Here is a 19,064-nt window from a genome sequence, read left to right on the forward strand (position 1 = left end):
ATATAATCCGTGATGCATTCACGTTAAGAACCGTTTTTAACAATGGCATTCATGGTTTCTTCAGGAATGTCCAACGTACGTATCGGAAATGGTATGGTAATTCCGTTTGAATCAAAAGCATTTTTTATTGAAATTAAGGCCCTTGTTTTTGCATTTGCTACCTCTAGCGCCGAAGTTGAGTCTATGCGAAACCGCACTTCAAAATCAATGGAACTACTATTAAACTCAGTGTATAAAAAGATAATGTCGTCCTGATTCTCCAACTCTTGAAAGTTGCTCATTAATGCTTTTAAAACGACTTGTCTAACCTCTTTGAGATTGGAATCGTACGCCACACCACATTCCAGAATAACTCTGGATTGGGAGGTGGTAGAGTAATTTTTTATTGCATTTTCAATTACCTGCTTGTTTGGTATGTACACTAGATTGTTATCGGCTTGCTTTAATGTGACTGCTCTGAGATCTATATTCACCACTTCTCCTTCAAAATCTTTCACTGAAATCCAATCTCCATATTTGATGTGCTTGATATAACTCAGTACAATTCCGGAATATGTATTGGCCAAAGCTCCTTGCAGTGCCAGTCCCACAGCAAGTCCTGCGACTCCTGCCCCCGCTAAAATAGCGTTGAGCGTTTTGCTCAAATCCAAAATTCCGAGAATTAAAAAAAGACCTAAAAATATGATGGCTACGGCAGTAAGTTTTCCTATGAGATTGACCATTGAGGTCTGCATACTGCTTCTTTTAAGGAGACGACTTACTACTTTGCGCACATATTTTGCAACAATGTAGCTGACCACGAATACCAAAATGGCCAAGATAAAATTGGGGAGGTAGCCGATAAAATCATTTAGCCAGCCCTCCAGCTTTTTTATCATTCCATTCCATGCTTCATTAAAACTTGTTTCCATTTACGCTTCGTTTAAAATTTTATAATCGCTCAATTCGATGAAATTCATCATTTCTGTTTCCGTCTCTTGTAAAAAAGGAACCCTTGTTATTTTTTCTTGGTGCAAAATCCTTTCAGGTTGTTTTTCGTATTCCACAATCAAAGCGGGATGAACATAATATTTTCGACATACATTCATCGTATTTCCGAGTGTTCTGGAAGCTTCCTTTAGTGCTAGCCTTACCTTTGCTTGTGGGTCTCTTTCCACATTTTTCAGTTCCGCGCTTTTCAGATGTTTGTAGAAAACCAAAGAGGCGGCCCATGTTCTAAAATCTTTGGCAGAGAACAAAGAACCAATGTGTTTCTGAATGTACTCGTTGACCATTCCGCTCTCTACGCTATGTTTGTTTCCATCCTCATCATAAAATTTGAAAAGTTCCCACCCGGGAATTTCTTCACATTGATTCACCAACCGAATCAATCTCTTATTTCTTAGGGTGATTCGGTGTGCTTTTCCCCTCTTGCCCACAAATTCAAATCTTAGATTCCTATCAGCATGTGCAAGATGCCGTTTTCGAAGTGTGGTCAATCCATAGGTTTGGTTATGTTTTGCGTACTGTTCATTACCGATACGGATATGAGTCTCTTCCATTAGTTTAATAATCAATGCCAAAACTTTTTCTTTTGACCAATAATCACCGGTCAAATCTTTCTCTACCTGTTCCCGCATTTTAGGCAAATGTTCTCCAAAGAGCAGCAATTTTGCAAACTTGGTTCGGTTTCTAAAACGTTGCCATTTGGGATGGTACCGGTACTGTTTTCGGTGTTTTGCATCTCGGCCAACGGCTTGAAGATGTGCATTGGAAGCAGCTGCAATTCTCACGTTTTCCCAGGCCGGTGGTACCGCCAACTTTGAGATTTCAGTTAAACGTTTCCTATCATTGTACGTCTGTCCATCAATTGCATATGTAAAGGGTTTTTTACCTCTTCTTTCAATGGTCAAATCATCTTCTCCTGCATAGAACAAATCAATCTTGTCCGTGAGAAAATCAGGGTTTTTGCTTCCAATGACCGTCATGTTCGATAATAGGTTCATGTTCTATCTTTAGTTAAAAGAAATGGTCCCATACTGGAAACGCCAGAGGGACCACCTTCAAACCAACCAAAAATGTAATCAATTTGTTCTATTTGGAATAAATAACCTTTACGTTGTCCCTCTCATTTGACAAGGCATCCATATTTTCGACGTAGCGATAGCGTTGATTGAACAAACCATCGGGGCGTTCGCCCACAATAATATATTTCTCATCCATGTCAGGTGCATTGATGGTGACCTGGTCTGACACACGCATTTTTTGCTTTCCTATGGTTTGCTCAGTTGCTTCCAATTTTGAAATCACCCAAAGCTTACCATCTTTGACCCATATTTCTTCGATAGTAAGGTCATGTTCGTTGTCCACTACTTCGGCCTCTACCATTATCGTGCGTTCTTCCCTTTCCGTACCGTCGGGCATATTGATATCAATGTAAGGTACTTCAACCTCTTCTTCCTCCATGATGATTACTACCTTCGGAATTTCTACGGTTTTGGTCGTTGTGCCTACGTCTACATTCGCCCAATCTACCTCATATTCGGGTAGTTCTCCTGCTTCAGCAGTTACATCCACATCTAATTCGGGCAATTCCCCGCTTTCTTTCTTTTCTACCTTACAACCTATTAGGGCAATTCCTAAAAAGGCCACAAATACATATTTTTTCGGTTTCATTTAATTGTTTTTGTCGTTAATAATGGTCAAAATTAATTTTCGAAAAGCTTAGGATGGTGCTGATATGATTCCAATGTTAACCACATTGCTTAAACTCTTGATGGATTGAGGACACTATTTCTCCATTAAAGGCAACTGGAGGAATTGGAATATCTGAATTTTGAAAAAAAACGTATGGACTATTCAGGTATTAAAGCATTGTATATAAATGGCACACTAAAGAAAAGTGGAGAGCAAAGTCATACCGAAGGATTAATGAAGGTATCTATGGACATTATGAAAAAGGAGGGGGTTCAAGTGGACTACCTCCGTTTTGTGGACCATACCATACCCGTAGGCTTAAAACCCGACCTAAGTGAAAAAAATGGACCCGAAGATGATTGGCCCAATATTTATGAGAAAATAATGGATGCTGATATTTTGGTATTGGGCACTCCCATTTGGCTAGGAGAACGCTCTTCTATAATGAGTAAGTGCATTGAAAGACTATATGGTATGAGCGCAGAAACCAATGACAAGGGTCAGTATACGTACTACGGAAAGGTGGGTGGATGTATCATTACGGGCAATGAAGATGGCATTAAACACACCGCCATGGGAATTCTGTATGCCCTGCAACATTTAGGTTTTAGCATACCGCCCCAAGCGGACTGTGGTTGGGTAGGCGAAGCAGGACCAGGACCCAGCTATTTGGATAAGGAATCTGGTGCGAAGGACAATGCGTTCACGAACAGGAATACTACCTTTATGACTTACAACGTAATGCATTTGGCCTCCTTCTTGAAGGAAAAAAATGGCTATCCTAAGTACGGTAATTCCCGGGAGGCATGGGATGATGGCACACGATGGAATTTTGATAATCCTGAATATCGATAAGTCATGGAAAGAGAGCCCTGTTTATTATGTATACCGGATATTAGTGGTTTTACTCAGTTTATGAGCGAGATTGATTTTGAACTTAGCTCAAAAATCATCCCCACACTCTTAAATCAAATCATATACAGCAATCAAATACAACTAAAAGTATCGGAAATAGAAGGGGATGCTATTTTGTTTTACCGCAGTGGTTCACTTCCCTCGTTACAAGAACTGACTGAGCAATGTCAAAACTTCCATCAACAATTTTATGATCAAATGGTTTTGCTTCAAGAAAAGTATATTGATGAAGGGAAAAATTTGGACCTGCCTGATATCTTAGGTCTCAAAATCATACTTCATTTTGGGTATGAAATTGCGCCGGTACAAATTGGTAATCGAATAAAGCTTTTAGGTGAGGATGTAATTTTAGCACATAGATTACTTAAAAACAATATTCCTTTTGATGAATATATTCTATTTTCCGAAGCCCTGATTTCCCATTATCGGGACCGTGAGATAAATTGGCACCTGAATTGGGCAGAACTGATGACCTCTAAAACCACAATGGACCACTTAGGTGAAGTGCGCTATAGTTATATCAAATTGCACCCGAAAGATTCTCCCTGAGCCCATTCATCCTTAAAGTATTTAAAATCAAGGCACTTCTGAGTAATAGGGTTCATAGTTTTCTGATTTGAGCAAAGAAAAAGCACCTGGTCAAGATATCTTGCAACAAAAATTAGAAAGCATGAATTATTTGAACTTAAATGAAAAAAAATTAGTGCCCGTAGTGGGAGAACTAAATAAACTATTGGCCGATTACAGTATCTATTATCAAAATCTACGTGCGTTTCATTGGAACATTCTTGGTAAGAATTTCTTTGATTTACATGAGAAATTTGAAGAACTGTATAATGAGGCAAAAGTGAAAGTCGATGAGATAGCTGAGCGTATATTGACATTGAGATATCATCCCATAAGCAAGTATAGTGACTACATTAAGTTATCTAGTTTGTCTGAGCATAACGGGCTTATTGACGACAAGCAGATGGTAGAAATCATCCTGAACAATCACAAAAATATTTTAGATAGAATGCGTGATGTTCTTCACCACGCTGAAGAAGCTAAAGATGAAGGGACAATTGATATGATGGGAGGCTATATTGCCGAACTCGAAAAGTCAAGTTGGATGTTAGATGCTTGGCATAAAAGCACTGAGGAGCACTTCAAACAAGTAAACATGGAAAAAGTATCATAAGAAGTGACCATGGAAAATGCAATGAATACAATCTGGGAAAAATTATCCTCATGGGGTTCCACTTTGGTTGAAAACATTCCCAACTTAATTGTTGCCTTTTTGGTTCTGTTATTGGCATTTTTGGTAGCCAGGTATGTGAATAGGTGGGTGAAGCGAGTCCTGCGCAAAAGAGTGCCACAACCTAGTATTGCTAATCTCAGTGGTAAAATTGCAGCGGTTATCGTAGTTGCGGCAGGCTTATTCTTGGCGCTTGGAGCACTTAATCTGAGCAAAACATTGAATACCCTTTTGGCTGGAGCTGGAATTTCCGGTCTGGTCATCGGTCTGGCACTCCAAGGAAGCCTTACCAATTTGTGGGCGGGAATCCAAATTGCTTTTCGAAAATATATTCAAGTGGGCAATTGGATAGAGACCAATGGGTATTCCGGCGAAGTAAAGGACATCAATTTGAACAATTTGGTGTTAAGGGAATTTGATAACAACCTAGTGATAATACCAAACAAAATGGTGGCAGACCAGCCTTTCAAAAACTACAGTCTAACTTCACGTATGAGAGTAGCAGTGGATTGCGGCGTAGGTTATGATTCTGACTTGGAAAAAGTAGAAAAAATTGTAAATAATGCAATTAATGAACTTTTTCCCCAAAGGGATGATAGTTCTGTAGAGCTGTTCTACACTGGTTTTGGTGACAGTGCAATTACATTTACATGCAGATATTGGGTAGAAGGTGAAAATGCCAAGAACAAATTGGATGCCGTGAGTCAAGGTCTAAAAGCCATTAAAACGGCATTGGACCAAAATGAGATTGATATTCCTTTCCCAATTCGAACCCTGGAATTTGCAAATCAGCCGGAGATTACCAAAGTATTAAGGGAACAAGTAGTTAATCAAAACTAAGATGAAAGCAGTTAAGACAACCCAACGCGAAAAGATGTTACAATGGGGTATTATTTGCTTATTCTTCATTATGGTCCTTTTTGCCTGCTCCACTCAGATTGCACTGGATTTCTAGAAAGATGTAGGCATCCTTGTAAGTGCGGTCTTGTTTATATCCGGTTTATGGGGATTGAAAGAATATTATAAGAGAGTAAAGTTGAACAATTAAAAATTTTTAAAATGAAAAATAGATTTATCGTCATAATAGCAATTATGATAGGCTTTGTGTTTTCGGCACAGGCCCAAGAAGAAAAAGAAAATGATAAGATAACGGGAACTATGATGGCTTCCACCACCAAGACATTCACTTTTACTAAAGATGGAACAACCTTTCCATACAAGGTGACTGTCCATGAAAACAGGAATTACACCGCTTCATTTGACGATGCGGATAAAGGTAAAATAGATCAAGATCGCCTTAGCACTGCTGCCAAGGTAGCTAAATTGATTACTGTATATAATGAACAAGAACCTACTTACAATAGATTAATCGTTTTACGATACGATAAGCAAGTAACGGATACTTTTGAGTTGGTCTCGATGCAAAATGGTTTTGCTGTAAAAGTGGACGATAAAAGTGTGAATTATATTTTGGGTGAAGGACTGTATTTTACCAACACCAATGATAAAGATTTTTTCGCTGTAGATATTTTTGACTACATGTTCTAGTAAAATACTGTGGTACTAAAAGAACAAGGCTCCTTATAGGAGCCTTTTTTCGTTAAAGAAATCCTGTTTTGAGCAATTTTTATCCAATATCATTAAACAAAATATCGCTATACTCTCGTATTTTTGTGAAAATCAATAGGATAATTGGGGTTGGCACTCAAGTTTTGTTGAAAAAAACCTAAAACTATGACAACAATCAATATTACCGCAGAAGACACCGCTGGTACTGTAAAACAAATACAAGAAGTAATTGGTGGAAGAATTGAGGAACGCTGGGGAGAACATATCCTCCATGTTAGCGGTTCTTTGGCTAACGGTACAATAAAATTCATTGATTTTGACTGGGGGGTTAGCTTGTTGGAATACGATATTACCTTTTATGATGAAATCGAGTTGATTATGGATGCTTCCAAGTACAACCCTATCCATTTTGCATACTGTCTTGAAGGTAATTGCCAACATCGCTTCGGTTATCAATCCAAACACGACATTAAAACATTGGAACAATTTCAGTCTGTAATCATCACTAGTAGAAAGGGTGGTTTGAATTATGGATATTTCCCTAAAGACATTCCTTTGGAAATCAATGTTATTCAAATCACCAGAAGGGAGTTTTTACGAAAAACATTGAATGGGGTAGAGCAATTGAACAATAGGTTGTATGAGGTATTTCATGATTTGGACCATGAAAGCACCTTTGCCTTTTATGGAGCATATGACCTGCGGCTTGCCGATAAAATCCATGCATTGCGTAATATAAACTCAAAAGGCATGATACGTATCATGCAAATTGAGGGACTTGTATATCAAATCTTATCCAATCACATTGCCGACCATGAACAATACGTTTCCAAAAAGAGGTTGTCCACAACTTTGCTGAACAGGGAACTTAAATTAGTTCGTCAACAAGCAAAAAAAATAATAGCGAGTCCATCCAAAAACTATAGGTTGGACGAGATATCCTTGGAAACTGGCCTGTCGCAGGCCAAACTTCAAGAAGGATTTAAACTACTGTATACCAGAACAGTAACCGAATATGTGCGACATGTTCGGTTAGAGGCCGCTAGAGATTATCTAAGGGAAACCGACATGAATATTTCACAGGTAGTGTATACTGTAGGTTTTAGCAGCCGTAGCTACTTTTCCAAAATTTTTAAGGCAAAGTATAATATCAGTCCAAGTGATTTTAAGGACAAGGTTACCGCTGAACGTGCCATTCCGGTATAAAAAAAAAGCACCCGGACGGGTGCTTGGCAATAATTTATGTGGTGCTTAGAGCTAGCGGAGGATCTTTTTGACCAATATCATTAAGCCATATCTACCGGCCATGCGAAGTATTGATTTGGTAATGCTATTGGGAATAAAACCGTTTTGAACAGCAAATCCCATATTTTTTGCCTCTTCCTTGGCAATCTTTCTTTCAAGGTCATAGATTTTTAAATCTTCCTCGATTTCATGTAGCGATTCATATACCTTCATCTTATTCAAAGTAGTTTTTAGATAATTTTCTCAGAATAATGGCAAATATCTTTTTCCGTACAAGAAAAATGCCTACAGCCAAAAATATAAACACTGCTGCCATCAACAAATATCCCAAAGCCCTATTCTCTAAAAGCTCTCCAAGTGCCAATGCCGAAGAAATGGCAATAAATACTAAGGCAAAAAAGGAGAGACTTCCAATAAGCAACACTTCCACAAAAGATGTGGAGAGCGTTGCAATTTGTTGGAAAATCTTTAAATGGTAATACTTCCGCGTAGCACGTAAATATGTTTTACTGGTTTGATAGGCGGAGGAGCCATTTTCAATATTTGCTTGACTGGACATTTTAGGCGGAACGTAATTTCTTATTTTTCTCTTTTAAAGTCTTCAATCGAGTCTCCAAGGCAGTGATGACATCCTCCGCCTTATAGCTAGCATCATTCACTAAATCCTCAACTTTAGCATCCAAAGTGGCCTTTTGCGTTTGTGCTCCATTGACCACGGCATCCTTTACCTGTGTGGCACGGTCTGTAATCAGTTCACCAGTTTTGTTTGCTTCGTCTGCAATTTTTTGTCGTGTTACCGACCCTTTGTCAGGAGCAAATAAAATTCCAATTGCAGCTCCTACGGCTGTTCCTGCTAGTACTCCTAATACGGTATTTGTATTGTTACTCATTTCATGTTTTTTTTAAGGTTCAACTTCATTTTCTGTTACAAATATCTCAATCATTCTTGGGTCTTGTTTGCTCTTTTCCTATGGTTCTTTGCTGTTTTGAAATTTAGATTTCCATTAAGATTTAAATGAATAGCATCAATAGTATTTAATATCTAAAAATATATTTCCGCCAAAATGAAAACTATGACAGACAAAAAACAAGGAGACGAAAACTTTGAAATTGCCAAAGAAGAAAAAAAGGAAAAGAGGAATTATATCTTCCAAAAAAACACAAAAACCAAAACAGGCTTTGTTCTGATTATCGTCTTTTTAGCCATTTTGATTTTAGCGGTGGCAGCAACCCAAATTTTTCTCTAAAAAGAGTCTTCAAAAAATCCCAATACCAAAACAAAAAGATGTCAACATGACGAAATATCCAAACATATTCTCACGTATGCAGTATGTCATATTTCTGTGTATTCTAAATCCAATTTTAATTCAAGCTCAGCAGGAAAAAGTAGATGAGTTTTCAAATAAAGAAGTAGCCCATACGGTTTTTACCATAGGCGGTATTGGTAATACAATCCTCGAAGAGGATAATAGGCTACTATATTCTTTAAAATCTGATCTTGAAAAAGCTCCAGAAAACAGTTCACTTTTATTTCTAGGGGACAACGTTAGCGAAGCTGAGGGCGACTGGAAAACCGATCTAAAATATTTGGATAAACATTTAAATATTATTAAGGGTTTTGCTGGGGAGACCTACTTTCTCCCAGGAAACAACGAATGGGCTTCGTACAATGCCAAAAAGGTGGAACGTCTGCAAGATTATGTTAAAGATTTAGATATGAAAAGGGTTTCGTTTTTGCCCAAAAACGCATGCCCACTGGAGTACCAAGAAGTCAGTGACCAATTGGCCATAATATTTATCGATTCTAAATGGTTTTTGGCAAATTGGTCAAGGCTTAAAAATGTAAACATTCAATGTACTGACATCGTCACACGAAGAAGATTCGTTGAAGCATTGGAAGGGTATATAAATGATAGTCAGGGTAAAAATCTATTGATTGCCATGCATCATCCCGTATTCAGTAATGGAAAATATGCCGGACAGGCCAGCTTGAAAACGCATTTACTTCCTTTGCCTTTTTTAGGTACGGCCATACACGAATTTGTATCCTTAGGAGCATTTGACCCTGATTATCTTAACTCATATAAATATCGATTTTTACGGATTATCGTTTCAGCCTTGAGCAAAAATGCACAACATACCACCATTGTGTCGGCACATGAGGACAATATGCAATGGTTGTATGGTGAAGGAATTCATCAAATTATTACGGGAACCGTATCCGAAACTTCAAGGGTTCGATTGACCAAGGATATCATTTCAGCACCAGGTGGCACGTTAAAGTATGAAGGGAAATTCGGAAAAGAATCTCCAGGCTACAGTAAAATTATCTATTACACAGACGGAAGCCATGATGTAGAATTCACCTATATGGATAATGGTGTCATTAAGACATACAAGCAAAATCTAAGTGAAGCTTTTGAGCAACCCAAAACGTTTAGTTTTGAAGATTATGGATTTTCTAAAAAATCAGTTTCTATTTATGACAAAAATACTGTTAAGCGAACGGGAACTCACAGATTTCTCTGGGGAGAACGTTATCGCCAATACTATGGAGATAAGGTAAAAGTACCTGTCGTGATACTCGACACCCTATATGGCGGATTGAAAGTTGTTAAAAAGGGTGGAGGGCACCAATCAAACACCCTGAGGCTGAAAGATTCCACAGGTGGTGAATACAATATGCGCTCGTTGAGAAAAAACGCATTACGATTTCTTCGGTTTAAACTCCCCGGCTTTACCTATGACGAAGAAGAGTTTGAAGAAACTTGGGTACAGGATGTGGTCAATGACTTTTTTACCACGGCACATCCCTATGCACAAATGGCGGTGAATCCAATAGCAAGGGCAGCGAGTATCAATCACTCCGATGTAGAACTGTTTTATGTTCCAAAGCAAGATGCGCTGGGGAGATTCAATGAAACCTATGGTGATGAACTCTACTATATTGAAAGAAGGCCCTCTGATGAACAATATGACTATGCGGGATACCGTAGAATGTTCAAAACATCTGGAAGTGTTGAGGATTTTGAGAGTACTACGGATATGTTGGAAAAACTTAAGAGTGATGAGTCTTACACGGTAGATGCCAAGGCCTTTATCAAAGCTAGAATATTTGATATGTGGATAGGCGATTGGGACCGTCATCAAGATCAATGGCGCTGGATGGAGTATGAAAAAGAAGATGAAAAGCTCTTTGTGCCCGTACCGAGAGATAGGGACAATGCTTTTCCAAGATTCGATGGAGCTGCGCTGCAATTTCTAAAACTCTTCGTGCCCATAATTCGTCCTTGGCAGACCTTTGGTTCTGAAATACAAAATGTTAAATGGCTCAACCGTTTCGGAATGCCTTTAGATAAAGCATTGACCAGCGCATATGGTGCCGATACTTGGCGCGAACTGGCCGAGGAAATTGTGGTCGAAATGGACGAAGAAAAAATTGATAGCGCTTTTGAAAGACTACCCGAAGAAGTAAAAGACGATTTGACCGAACAAATAAAAGAGAACCTGAAAGAGCGGTTAAAAAAATTACCTGAATATGCCTATGAGCACGGCCAGTACCTTAATAAAATTGTATCTGTTCAAGGAACGCATAAGGATGACAGTTTTGAAGTATACAGAAATCAAGATGGGACTACAACCGTTATAGCGAAACGCTTATTGAAAGATGAAAAGGACCCCATTTTTTATGAAAGGACGTTCAATCATGAAGAAACCAAGGAAATCCATATTTATGGCCTGAATGATGATGATGAATTTGAAATCGAAGGAGATGCGCCCTCAAAAATTAAGGTAAGATTGATAGGAGGGTACGGAGAAGACAGTTACGATATATCCAATACCAAAAAACTTAAAATATACGAATGGAAACATGAGGAATCCAATTTGAAAAACGAGAAAGGGAACATATTCCGTACTGACCGATATAAAACCAATACCTATCACTGGCGATATCATAAACCGAACACCAACATTCTTCTTCCAGCAATCGGATTCAGGACCGACGATGGTGTTTTCGTTGGGGCAACCAATACGTTTACAAAAAATGGAATCAATGGTAATCCGTTTAGGCAGCGACACACCTTAGGAGCCAAATACTATTTTGATTTCCAAGCCATGCAATTGGATTATAACGGCACCTTTGGCAACATCTTTCCCAATTGGAATTTTGAGCTGGATGCATTCTATACCTCGGACCTTTATGCTCGTAACTTTTTTGGTTTGGGGAACAATACGACCAATGCAGAAGATGAACTGGATATCGATTTTTATCGTGCGCGATTACGCCAAATCAGAATTGCCTCAGGCGTGTCTTACCGTAGTCTTAAACTCAAGGTACTCTACGAATCATTTCAGGTCAACGAAAACGAGGATAGGCTTTTCAACAGTGCTAATTTTGATGAGAGCATATTCGAAAACCAAAATTATATAGGTACGGATTTGACCGTGAGATATGACATTTCAAATTCAGGAGATTTTCCCACTAGAGCGTTGCGTCTTCAATTGGATGCCGGGTATCGACTAAATACGGAACTCAGGGAAAATAGATTTGGATATTTGGCCATTTCTATGGGCTTTGATAGAAAACTGATATCCTCCGGAAATCTAGTACTTTCCTCAGATGCCGCATGGCGGTCCAATTTTAGGGGAGACTACTTCTTTTATCACGCACCGTCGGTTGGAGGAAACAATGGTCTGCGAGGATTCAGGGATGAACGGTTCACTGGGGATTCCTATTTCCATCATAGTAGTGATTTAAAATTGCGCTTAAAGCGTTTTACGACCGCTGTTGCTCCCGTAAGTTTGGGTATTTACGGAGGCTTTGATTACGGCCGTGTCTGGCAGCCCGGAGAAAATTCGGGGAGGTGGCATACTTCACAAGGTGTAGGGATTTGGTTGGGGACACTTAGTGCCATTTCATTGCAGGCAGGATGGTTCAATTCAGCAGAAAATAATTTGATTCAGGTAGGTTTTGGACTATCATTCTAATGCCTGCCCACTAAAAACATAGATATGGAAACAACAGATTTACAAAACAAAGCGGAGGGCTGGGTGCGGTCACATTTTGAAAAAAGTGGCGATAATACCTTGGTTTTCCATAATTACCAAAAAACGACCAGTATGGTCAAATCGGCCAGGGAAATACTGGAGGCTCAAGAAACCAAATTGGAAAGTGCTGAAGAAATATGTTTGGCCCTATGGTTTTTACATACAGGTTTAACCGCAGATTATAAGCATCCTCAACCTGATAGCTTGAGGTTTGCTTCTTCTTTTTTGAAAGAGCAGAAAATACCTCCGACGAAGCAAGAAACAGTTTTGCGATTGATACAGTTTGGGGATACCAATACATCAGCTTGGAATATAGAGGAATACATTATGAACGATGCCATCACGGCTTATGTTGGCACCAAACAATTTTCCGTACTCTCCGAACTTTTTAGGGAAGAAACCAATTCCAAACTTCAAAAAAACAATACCCTTGAGGATTGGCGTGAACAGATGGAACACTATTTACGCTTTGAACACAAGTTTTATACAGATTACGCCAGAGAAAACTGGGAAAAAAGAAAAAGAAAAAATTTAAAAAACCTAATCAAGGCCAAAAAGAAGTGGGTAAAGAAGAAGCGCAAGGAGAAATTGAAACAAAAGTTAAAGGCCACGAATCCTGATAGAGGGGTGCAAACACTATTTCGTGTTGCGCTGCGGAATCATATTAAATTGAGTGACATTGCGGACACGAAGGCCAATATTTTGTTATCGGTAAATGCTATTATTATCTCTTTGGCACTATCAAACCTTATACCCAAACTCGATAATCCGTCCAACACCTATTTGATTTATCCTACCTTGATTTTTGTGGTGTTCAGTGTGATTTCGATGATATTGTCCATTGTGGCTACCCAACCCAATGTCACTAAAGGTGAATTTGATAAAAAGGACGTAAAGAAGAAAGCGGTCAATCTTATATTCTTTGGGAATTTTCACCGCATGTCCCTCAAAGATTACGAATGGGCAATCTTTGAAATGTTGAAAGACCAAGATTACATTTACAGTAACCTTATCAAGGACTTATATTTTCTAGGTAACGTATTGGAACGAAAATATCGGATTTTACGCTGGAACTATATTGTATTTATGATTGGCATTATTGTATCGGTAATTGCATTCTTCGTCGCCTTTAAAGTTGGAGGTACAGATAGACTACTTTAAAAAAGCAAAATTTCAAAACAAAAAAAGGACCAATGAAAATTGGTCCTTTCCCTTTTTCAAAAGCATTTTTATATTATTTGCTACCTTTTTCTGTAAACGATTCATAGCTGAATTTTTGTCCGCCTACCGATGCATCTGCCATTAATCCAGCCTTTGGTAAGGTAAACACGGCTATACCATCTTTAAATTTTGCATTGGCAGCAATACCTGATTTTAAGGCAACTGCTGAAACCCCTGCGGCAAATTCAAAATCTCCATCCTTGAATTCATTCAAGTCACTTTTGCTTTCAAAGAAAATAATTTCGATTACCGCTTGTCCACCTGCTTGAAATCCAACGCTTACTTTTTTGAGATCAGCAACACCTTGTGCAATCCCGTTTTCATAAAGAATTCCGTTTCCAGATGCACCACCAACAATAAATCCTCCTTTTCCAACATTTGGAAAAATCACATAGCCTGCTGAATTATTGAAAAAATCCTGAAGGCCGGTATCTTTTTCTAAAAGAGCCGCCTTTGCGATTTTGGAATCGGACATTAAATCGTCGGTTTTGTTATCCTGCGCCATTGCAATGGTTCCTGAGATTATTGTGAGGCATAGGGTCATCGTTTTTAAAATTTTCATATGTATATTTTTATTTAATTACTATGGTGTAAAACTAGGAGTTAGCTTTAGGATATGTTGTCGCATATTGTAAGGATATTGATGCGATTGAAAAAGTAGGCAAAAGTTTTACTTTCCTTCACTCGAAGCCATGTAGTACGCCGTCCCGAGTATACTGATCGTACAACTTTAACTGAAGGGTATCTGGTTTTTTATCGGTAAACAGAAAAACTTCGGTATCAACCAAGGTCAAAGAAAAAGGAGCTCCATCCAATAAATTGATCTCCTCTGCGGTATCGTTTGTCAATTTTGAAATAAGTCCGGCCCTATCATAATTTCCATTTATTACAAAAACGAATTGACAAGGATTGTTGGCTACTTCTCCATTATCAGCAAAAAAGGTGTTGGTCCCAACAAAAACCGTATATTTTTGGGATGAATCAAGAACTTTTTCTAGTCTTTCATTGCATTTCGAGACAGAATCCATTCTGGAATGCATTTTAATAAGGTCCACTATGGTATTTTCATTGGGCAGAGCCATATTGCTTGGAATGGAATTTACACCACTGCCTTTCAGTAATAGCCTATCCTGTTTTCCATAGGTAAACTCCTTTTCGCTCTTTAGCCAGCAGGCTTGTAGCATCATAGCTAACATTACTAAAAATAGCGAGGTACGGTTCATGATGCTTCTTTTTTGTATAGAAAATAGGTGAGCGCGGCAGTCACCAAGGCCATACCCCCACCAATATAGGCAATATCAACCCCAGTATCATAAGTTATCACTCTCCCCGCAAAAGATATGACCATAATAAATATGACCATCTTAATCATTAACGATTTTAATCCATCCAAGTCATTGATAACGAGCCAGTTCGGTAAGTTGGGTATTCTCTTGATGTATAGCTCAAACAGGCCAGTGGCTACTGACAAGAGTATTACGCCAAGTAAAACCAAGTCAAGTGACTTCAAGCAATCTTTCACAATGGTATTTTCTTCGCTATAGCCCACAATTATTTTTGAAAGCGTTCTCTTAATTTCCAAAAAAGCGTAAGCCTCAACCCCAAGGGCCAAGGCTATAATGGCAACGACCGCCAAGAAGGCCAAAACTTTCAATAAATAACCTAAAAACTTTTCCATACATTTTTGTCGAAAGTTCTTTGTCTTTTTCCTATTTGGGGCTACCTTTTATTTTGTTGCTTTTTAATAGTGCGTTCATCAATATCAAATCGATTTGTGGGTTGCGAAATATTGCCTGTAGGATTTGTTGGATTTTTCTGTTCTGTTCTTCTTTTAAATTTTTTATTGTCTTTAATAATACCCATTTATAATAGTTTTTATAATTTCTACGACAAAATTCAGGGAATTAAGAACAAAACTTTAGCGGATATGATACTAATGGGTGTCGTATTGATTTTGACAGGTCTTAAAATATGGAATAAGCTAAAAAGTAGTGCAAAAAGACACGGCAAAATCACTCCGATAATGGATTTTCGCAATTAGATAAAGAAATTAATAAAGCAATGCGCATGATACGAAAAGGAACCCGGGTATCTTGGAAGTGGGGCAATGGAGAAGCAGAGGGAAAAGTTATAGATACCTACACCCGAAAAGTAACCAAAAAAATTAAAGGCAATGAGATTACAAGGATTGGAGAAGAAGGTAACAAAGTTCTATTGATACAACAGGAAGATGGTACCCAAGTAATAAAAAAAGAAAACGAAGTAAGCCGAAAAGGATAGTAAATCGTATGGCATCCTTGAACCAGTTAATAAAGAAACGTTGGCTAGTACCCGGGATTATTATCCTAGTATTATTACTGCTACGGTTGGCACTCCCATATTTCGTAAAGGCCTATGTTAATGAGGTTTTATCGGGCATACCTGGCTATACAGGAGCCATTGAAGATATTGATATTGCACTTTACCGAGGCGCCTACACCATTGAAGGACTATATTTGATTGAAGAATCGGCTGCGATGGATGTTCCGATGTTAAAAATTCCGGTAGCAGATATCTCGGTAGAATGGAGTGCTTTGTTTGATGGAGAGATTGTCAGTGAAATAATACTCGATCGCCCCGAGTACATTTACCTTTTTGAAAACCAAAAAGCCGTTGAAACAACAACGGAAACTGATGATTGGAGCAAAGCTTTGACCGATTTAGTGCCCATACAAATCAATAAGTTCGAGGCAAAACAGGCAAAAATTGCTTTCGTTCAAGTAACCACGGAACCTAATATAGACTTACACATCGATAATTTGGATGTTACAGCCACCAATCTCCGCAATGTGGTGCGTGAAGACGAAAATTTGCCCTCCGCCCTGTCAGCTAATGGAGTTAGCGTTGGAGGTGGTTCCTTCAACTTGGAGGGCAAGATGGACTTGGTACGTGAGATACCTGACCTAGACTTGACTTTCGCATTGGAAGATAGTGACGCTTCTGCTTTAAACGCTTTTGCCCAACATTACGCAAAGTTGGATTTTGAGCAAGGAATGTTCAATCTCTTTGGTGAAATTGTCATTGCAGATGGTTATCTCCAAGGATATATGAAACCCATTTTAAAAAATGCGAAATTGCTGGGCAAGGAAGATGGTTTTCTTGAAACTTTGTGGGAGGGGTTTGTTGGCTTCTTCAAATTCATTCTTAAAAATAAATCGGAAAATACCCTTGCAACCAAGGTACCCATAGAAGGAGACTTGAATGATGTGAAGTCAAAAACATTTCCAGCCGTGCTGAATATTCTAAAAAATGGATGGATTAAAGCCTATAGTGAAAAAGTGGATGACGAAGTAGAATTTAAGGATGTAAAAAAAGAGGATTAACCACGAAGAGCTTCAATCAAATCTTTTTTGCTCGTTCATAAAGTTCATCTATGGTCCAATCTATATAGGGTGACACCTTTCCTCCCTTTTTTACAGCACTTTTTGAATTGGCTATTCGCGCAGCTTTTCTTTGCTGTATGCTTTATCTTTTAACACTTCGTATTGTTCTTCGTTTTTAATTGCGGGTCTTTCCATTTCTAGTAGAAAACTCATTTTTTGGTCTTTGGATTGGTTGATTCAATCAATACGAATATAAGCTCGAATGATACTGATTTCTATTTTAAACGAACAATGATTTCACGAATAGAAATAATCTGAAACCTCTATTTTTCCTTATTTGCAATATAAACTCTGAGATATGAAACGAAGAAAAAAGGCTAAAGATTATAATTACTTTATCTTGTTGGTTTTTTTGATAATTGCTATTTCGGCCATATACATCAATCTTTGAACAATCGATGCTGGTGGACTACATTTTTATTGGGCATAACTTCAACTACAGATATGTTTGTCACATTAAATCCCAATACGTTTCATCCGTATCAATTAGTTTGCCTGCATAAAAAAAAGCCGAACAAACGTTCGGCTCTCTCATCAATCAAAAAACGAAACTTGGAAATTATCCAATTTCTCTAAATTCCTCTATGGTAAAGTATTCTTGGTCAGTGTTGTCAATAAAATAGATGCCCTCCCTTTCAAATAACTGTAGGGAATTATCCTCCACTTTAATCGCAAAACCATCTTCGGTCGCTACCACCGTAAACTCATCGGTTATGGCCTTTCGGTACTTAAGGACAAAATATTGCTCATATTCGTTATCGTTGTCATTGTCGACCGCGATCAGTTTGGTCACCTTTGCAGTTGCGTATTCGCGATCTTGGTCTACCATGCCGCTGTCCTCTTTTTCCCATTTCATGGGATAATCCCGGTGTTCCATGATTTTCAAGTTGTACTGTGTTTCCGTACCATCCTTCTCGATGGAAAAGGTCTTGTTTATTGTGGTTTTAAGTTTTCCGGATTTATGTTGGGTCTGTCCCGACATTGCAAAACTTGTCAGCAATGTTAGGCCCAGTATTGTGAATATATTTTTCATTTGTATGATTTTAATAGTTAATAAATGTGTCTGAAAATGGGGTTGCTGACTATTTCAAGAAAGAAGTGAACATCCAGTTCCTTTTCTCTAAATTTCTCAAAAAGTCCGTCAGCATTTGTTCTGTGGCAATATCCCCAGTATCCAAGGCAGCACCTATTGCCGAAATCATATTTTCGTGCAGTATTTCAAAGTCCTTGAGTACGTCCCTTACGGTCTCCAGCGCAGTCAACTTTTTCTCGGATTCCTGGATTTCTGACATTTCCAAGGTCTTTTTCAAGGTGAAGTTTGGCTTAATTCCGAATACACGGATACGTTCGGCAACGATATCGATATTCTTTTTCACTGTATCGTACTCTATCTCGAATTGCTCGTGGAGCTCAAAGAATTCAGGGCCTTCGATGTTCCAGTGGTAATTTCTCAATTTATTATAGAATACTTGGTAATTGGCCAACAAGGTGTTCAGATGTACTACGATTTCTGCGGTCTCCAAATAGGTAAAACCTAGTTTTTTGTATTGCTTGTTATTTTCTGTTGTATTTTCTGTTTTTGCTATTTCCATTGTTTTCTGTTTTAAAAATTAAAGATTGTTTTGGGTTGCTTTCAGAATAGAAGCATCCAAAATTTAAAATTGTTTTAATATTTGAGGGTGACGAGGATGTCACATGGGTAAGTAAAGTCGATTGCCCGACTTAGAAAA

At 38.4% G+C, this 19,064-nt stretch carries 23 protein-coding genes; 11 read left to right on the plus strand and 12 right to left on the minus strand.

Translation table 11 applies throughout. From position 1 onward, the window contains the following. Window positions 1-23: 23 nt before the first annotated feature. The 3 genes from ACOKFD_RS01005 to ACOKFD_RS01015 all read right to left on the minus strand — a co-directional run bounded on the left by ACOKFD_RS01005 (window position 24) and on the right by ACOKFD_RS01015 (window position 2,655). On the minus strand, window positions 24-911 hold the full coding sequence (locus ACOKFD_RS01005) for a mechanosensitive ion channel family protein (RefSeq protein WP_422859549.1): 888 nt from the start codon (window positions 909-911) through the stop codon (window positions 24-26). Further along, window positions 912-1,985, minus strand: coding sequence for a DNA topoisomerase IB (locus ACOKFD_RS01010; RefSeq protein WP_422859550.1), 1,074 nt, complete (start codon window positions 1,983-1,985; stop codon window positions 912-914). Between the two features lie 88 nt (window positions 1,986-2,073). After that, a complete protein-coding gene (locus tag ACOKFD_RS01015; RefSeq protein WP_422859551.1) occupies window positions 2,074-2,655 on the minus strand; it encodes a hypothetical protein in 582 nt (193 codons plus the stop codon). A gap of 174 nt (window positions 2,656-2,829) precedes the next feature. Here ACOKFD_RS01015 and ACOKFD_RS01020 point away from each other — a divergent pair, with 174 nt between their 5' ends. The 6 genes from ACOKFD_RS01020 (at window position 2,830) to ACOKFD_RS01045 (ending at window position 7,603) form a co-directional block, all read left to right on the plus strand. Then, window positions 2,830-3,531 (plus strand): flavodoxin family protein, encoded by a 702-nt coding sequence (locus ACOKFD_RS01020; protein WP_422859552.1) that lies wholly within the window; start codon window positions 2,830-2,832, stop codon window positions 3,529-3,531. 3 nt (window positions 3,532-3,534) lie between these two features. Then, complete coding sequence (locus ACOKFD_RS01025) at window positions 3,535-4,140, plus strand: DUF2652 domain-containing protein (protein ID WP_422859553.1); 606 nt, start codon at window positions 3,535-3,537, stop codon at window positions 4,138-4,140. Window positions 4,141-4,261: 121 nt separating this feature from the next. Next, window positions 4,262-4,771, plus strand: coding sequence for a Dps family protein (locus ACOKFD_RS01030; RefSeq protein WP_422859554.1), 510 nt, complete (start codon window positions 4,262-4,264; stop codon window positions 4,769-4,771). 9 nt (window positions 4,772-4,780) lie between these two features. Next, a complete protein-coding gene (locus ACOKFD_RS01035; protein WP_422859555.1) occupies window positions 4,781-5,668 on the plus strand; it encodes a mechanosensitive ion channel family protein in 888 nt (295 codons plus the stop codon). Window positions 5,669-5,887: 219 nt separating this feature from the next. Then, on the plus strand, window positions 5,888-6,376 hold the full coding sequence (locus ACOKFD_RS01040) for a hypothetical protein (protein ID WP_422859556.1): 489 nt from the start codon (window positions 5,888-5,890) through the stop codon (window positions 6,374-6,376). Window positions 6,377-6,562: 186 nt separating this feature from the next. Continuing rightward, window positions 6,563-7,603, plus strand: coding sequence for a helix-turn-helix transcriptional regulator (locus tag ACOKFD_RS01045; RefSeq protein ID WP_422859557.1), 1,041 nt, complete (start codon window positions 6,563-6,565; stop codon window positions 7,601-7,603). A 51-nt stretch (window positions 7,604-7,654) separates the two neighbouring features. Here the strand turns inward: ACOKFD_RS01045 and ACOKFD_RS01050 are convergent, their stop codons facing one another. The 3 genes from ACOKFD_RS01050 to ACOKFD_RS01060 are packed head-to-tail and all read right to left on the minus strand — an operon-like array spanning window position 7,655 to window position 8,532. After that, window positions 7,655-7,855 carry a hypothetical protein gene (locus ACOKFD_RS01050; protein ID WP_422859558.1) on the minus strand — a complete coding sequence of 67 codons (201 nt, stop codon included), beginning with the start codon at window positions 7,853-7,855 and terminating at the stop codon, window positions 7,655-7,657. 1 nt (window position 7,856) lies between these two features. Next, a complete protein-coding gene (locus ACOKFD_RS01055; RefSeq protein ID WP_422859559.1) occupies window positions 7,857-8,201 on the minus strand; it encodes a hypothetical protein in 345 nt (114 codons plus the stop codon). Between the two features lies 1 nt (window position 8,202). Then, window positions 8,203-8,532 carry a YtxH domain-containing protein gene (locus tag ACOKFD_RS01060; protein WP_422859560.1) on the minus strand — a complete coding sequence of 110 codons (330 nt, stop codon included), beginning with the start codon at window positions 8,530-8,532 and terminating at the stop codon, window positions 8,203-8,205. Between the two features lie 183 nt (window positions 8,533-8,715). Between ACOKFD_RS01060 and ACOKFD_RS01065 the strand changes: the two genes are divergently transcribed. The 3 genes from ACOKFD_RS01065 to ACOKFD_RS01075 are packed head-to-tail and all read left to right on the plus strand — an operon-like array spanning window position 8,716 to window position 13,852. Then, window positions 8,716-8,889: a hypothetical protein gene (locus tag ACOKFD_RS01065; protein ID WP_298998095.1), complete on the plus strand. Its 174-nt coding sequence runs from the start codon at window positions 8,716-8,718 to the stop codon at window positions 8,887-8,889. A gap of 46 nt (window positions 8,890-8,935) precedes the next feature. Beyond that, complete coding sequence (locus ACOKFD_RS01070; protein ID WP_422859561.1) at window positions 8,936-12,631, plus strand: hypothetical protein; 3,696 nt, start codon at window positions 8,936-8,938, stop codon at window positions 12,629-12,631. Between the two features lie 24 nt (window positions 12,632-12,655). After that, the gene (locus tag ACOKFD_RS01075; protein ID WP_422859562.1) at window positions 12,656-13,852 is read left to right on the plus strand and encodes a Pycsar system effector family protein; all 1,197 of its coding nucleotides are present in this window, start codon (window positions 12,656-12,658) and stop codon (window positions 13,850-13,852) included. Window positions 13,853-13,925: 73 nt separating this feature from the next. Here ACOKFD_RS01075 and ACOKFD_RS01080 read toward each other — a convergent pair whose 3' ends face one another. The 4 genes from ACOKFD_RS01080 to ACOKFD_RS01095 all read right to left on the minus strand — a co-directional run bounded on the left by ACOKFD_RS01080 (window position 13,926) and on the right by ACOKFD_RS01095 (window position 15,775). Continuing rightward, entirely contained in the window at window positions 13,926-14,474 is a 549-nt protein-coding gene (locus ACOKFD_RS01080; RefSeq protein ID WP_422859563.1) for a YSC84-related protein, read from the minus strand. A 118-nt stretch (window positions 14,475-14,592) separates the two neighbouring features. After that, window positions 14,593-15,135 (minus strand): hypothetical protein, encoded by a 543-nt coding sequence (locus tag ACOKFD_RS01085; protein ID WP_422859564.1) that lies wholly within the window; start codon window positions 15,133-15,135, stop codon window positions 14,593-14,595. Continuing rightward, window positions 15,132-15,590, minus strand: coding sequence for a YqhA family protein (locus ACOKFD_RS01090; protein ID WP_422859565.1), 459 nt, complete (start codon window positions 15,588-15,590; stop codon window positions 15,132-15,134). The genes ACOKFD_RS01085 and ACOKFD_RS01090 overlap by 4 nt, the downstream gene beginning before the upstream one ends. A gap of 41 nt (window positions 15,591-15,631) precedes the next feature. Continuing rightward, window positions 15,632-15,775, minus strand: a complete 144-nt coding sequence (locus ACOKFD_RS01095) for a hypothetical protein (protein WP_298998106.1) — start codon at window positions 15,773-15,775, stop codon at window positions 15,632-15,634. 204 nt (window positions 15,776-15,979) lie between these two features. Here ACOKFD_RS01095 and ACOKFD_RS01100 point away from each other — a divergent pair, with 204 nt between their 5' ends. Both ACOKFD_RS01100 and ACOKFD_RS01105 read left to right on the plus strand, forming a co-directional pair. Continuing rightward, the gene (locus ACOKFD_RS01100) at window positions 15,980-16,192 is read left to right on the plus strand and encodes a DUF2945 domain-containing protein (protein ID WP_298998108.1); all 213 of its coding nucleotides are present in this window, start codon (window positions 15,980-15,982) and stop codon (window positions 16,190-16,192) included. Between the two features lie 8 nt (window positions 16,193-16,200). Next, window positions 16,201-17,274, plus strand: a complete 1,074-nt coding sequence (locus ACOKFD_RS01105) for a DUF748 domain-containing protein (protein WP_422859566.1) — start codon at window positions 16,201-16,203, stop codon at window positions 17,272-17,274. A gap of 619 nt (window positions 17,275-17,893) precedes the next feature. On the opposite strand, the gene ACOKFD_RS01110 is transcribed toward ACOKFD_RS01105, so the two are convergent. Continuing rightward, window positions 17,894-18,367: a hypothetical protein gene (locus ACOKFD_RS01110; RefSeq protein WP_422859567.1), complete on the minus strand. Its 474-nt coding sequence runs from the start codon at window positions 18,365-18,367 to the stop codon at window positions 17,894-17,896. A 49-nt stretch (window positions 18,368-18,416) separates the two neighbouring features. Then, complete coding sequence (locus ACOKFD_RS01115) at window positions 18,417-18,926, minus strand: Dps family protein (protein WP_298998115.1); 510 nt, start codon at window positions 18,924-18,926, stop codon at window positions 18,417-18,419. Window positions 18,927-19,064 lie beyond the last annotated feature (138 nt).

Origin of the sequence: Flagellimonas ulvae (assembly GCF_049333175.1) — a bacterium.
Lineage (GTDB): Bacteria > Bacteroidota > Bacteroidia > Flavobacteriales > Flavobacteriaceae > Flagellimonas.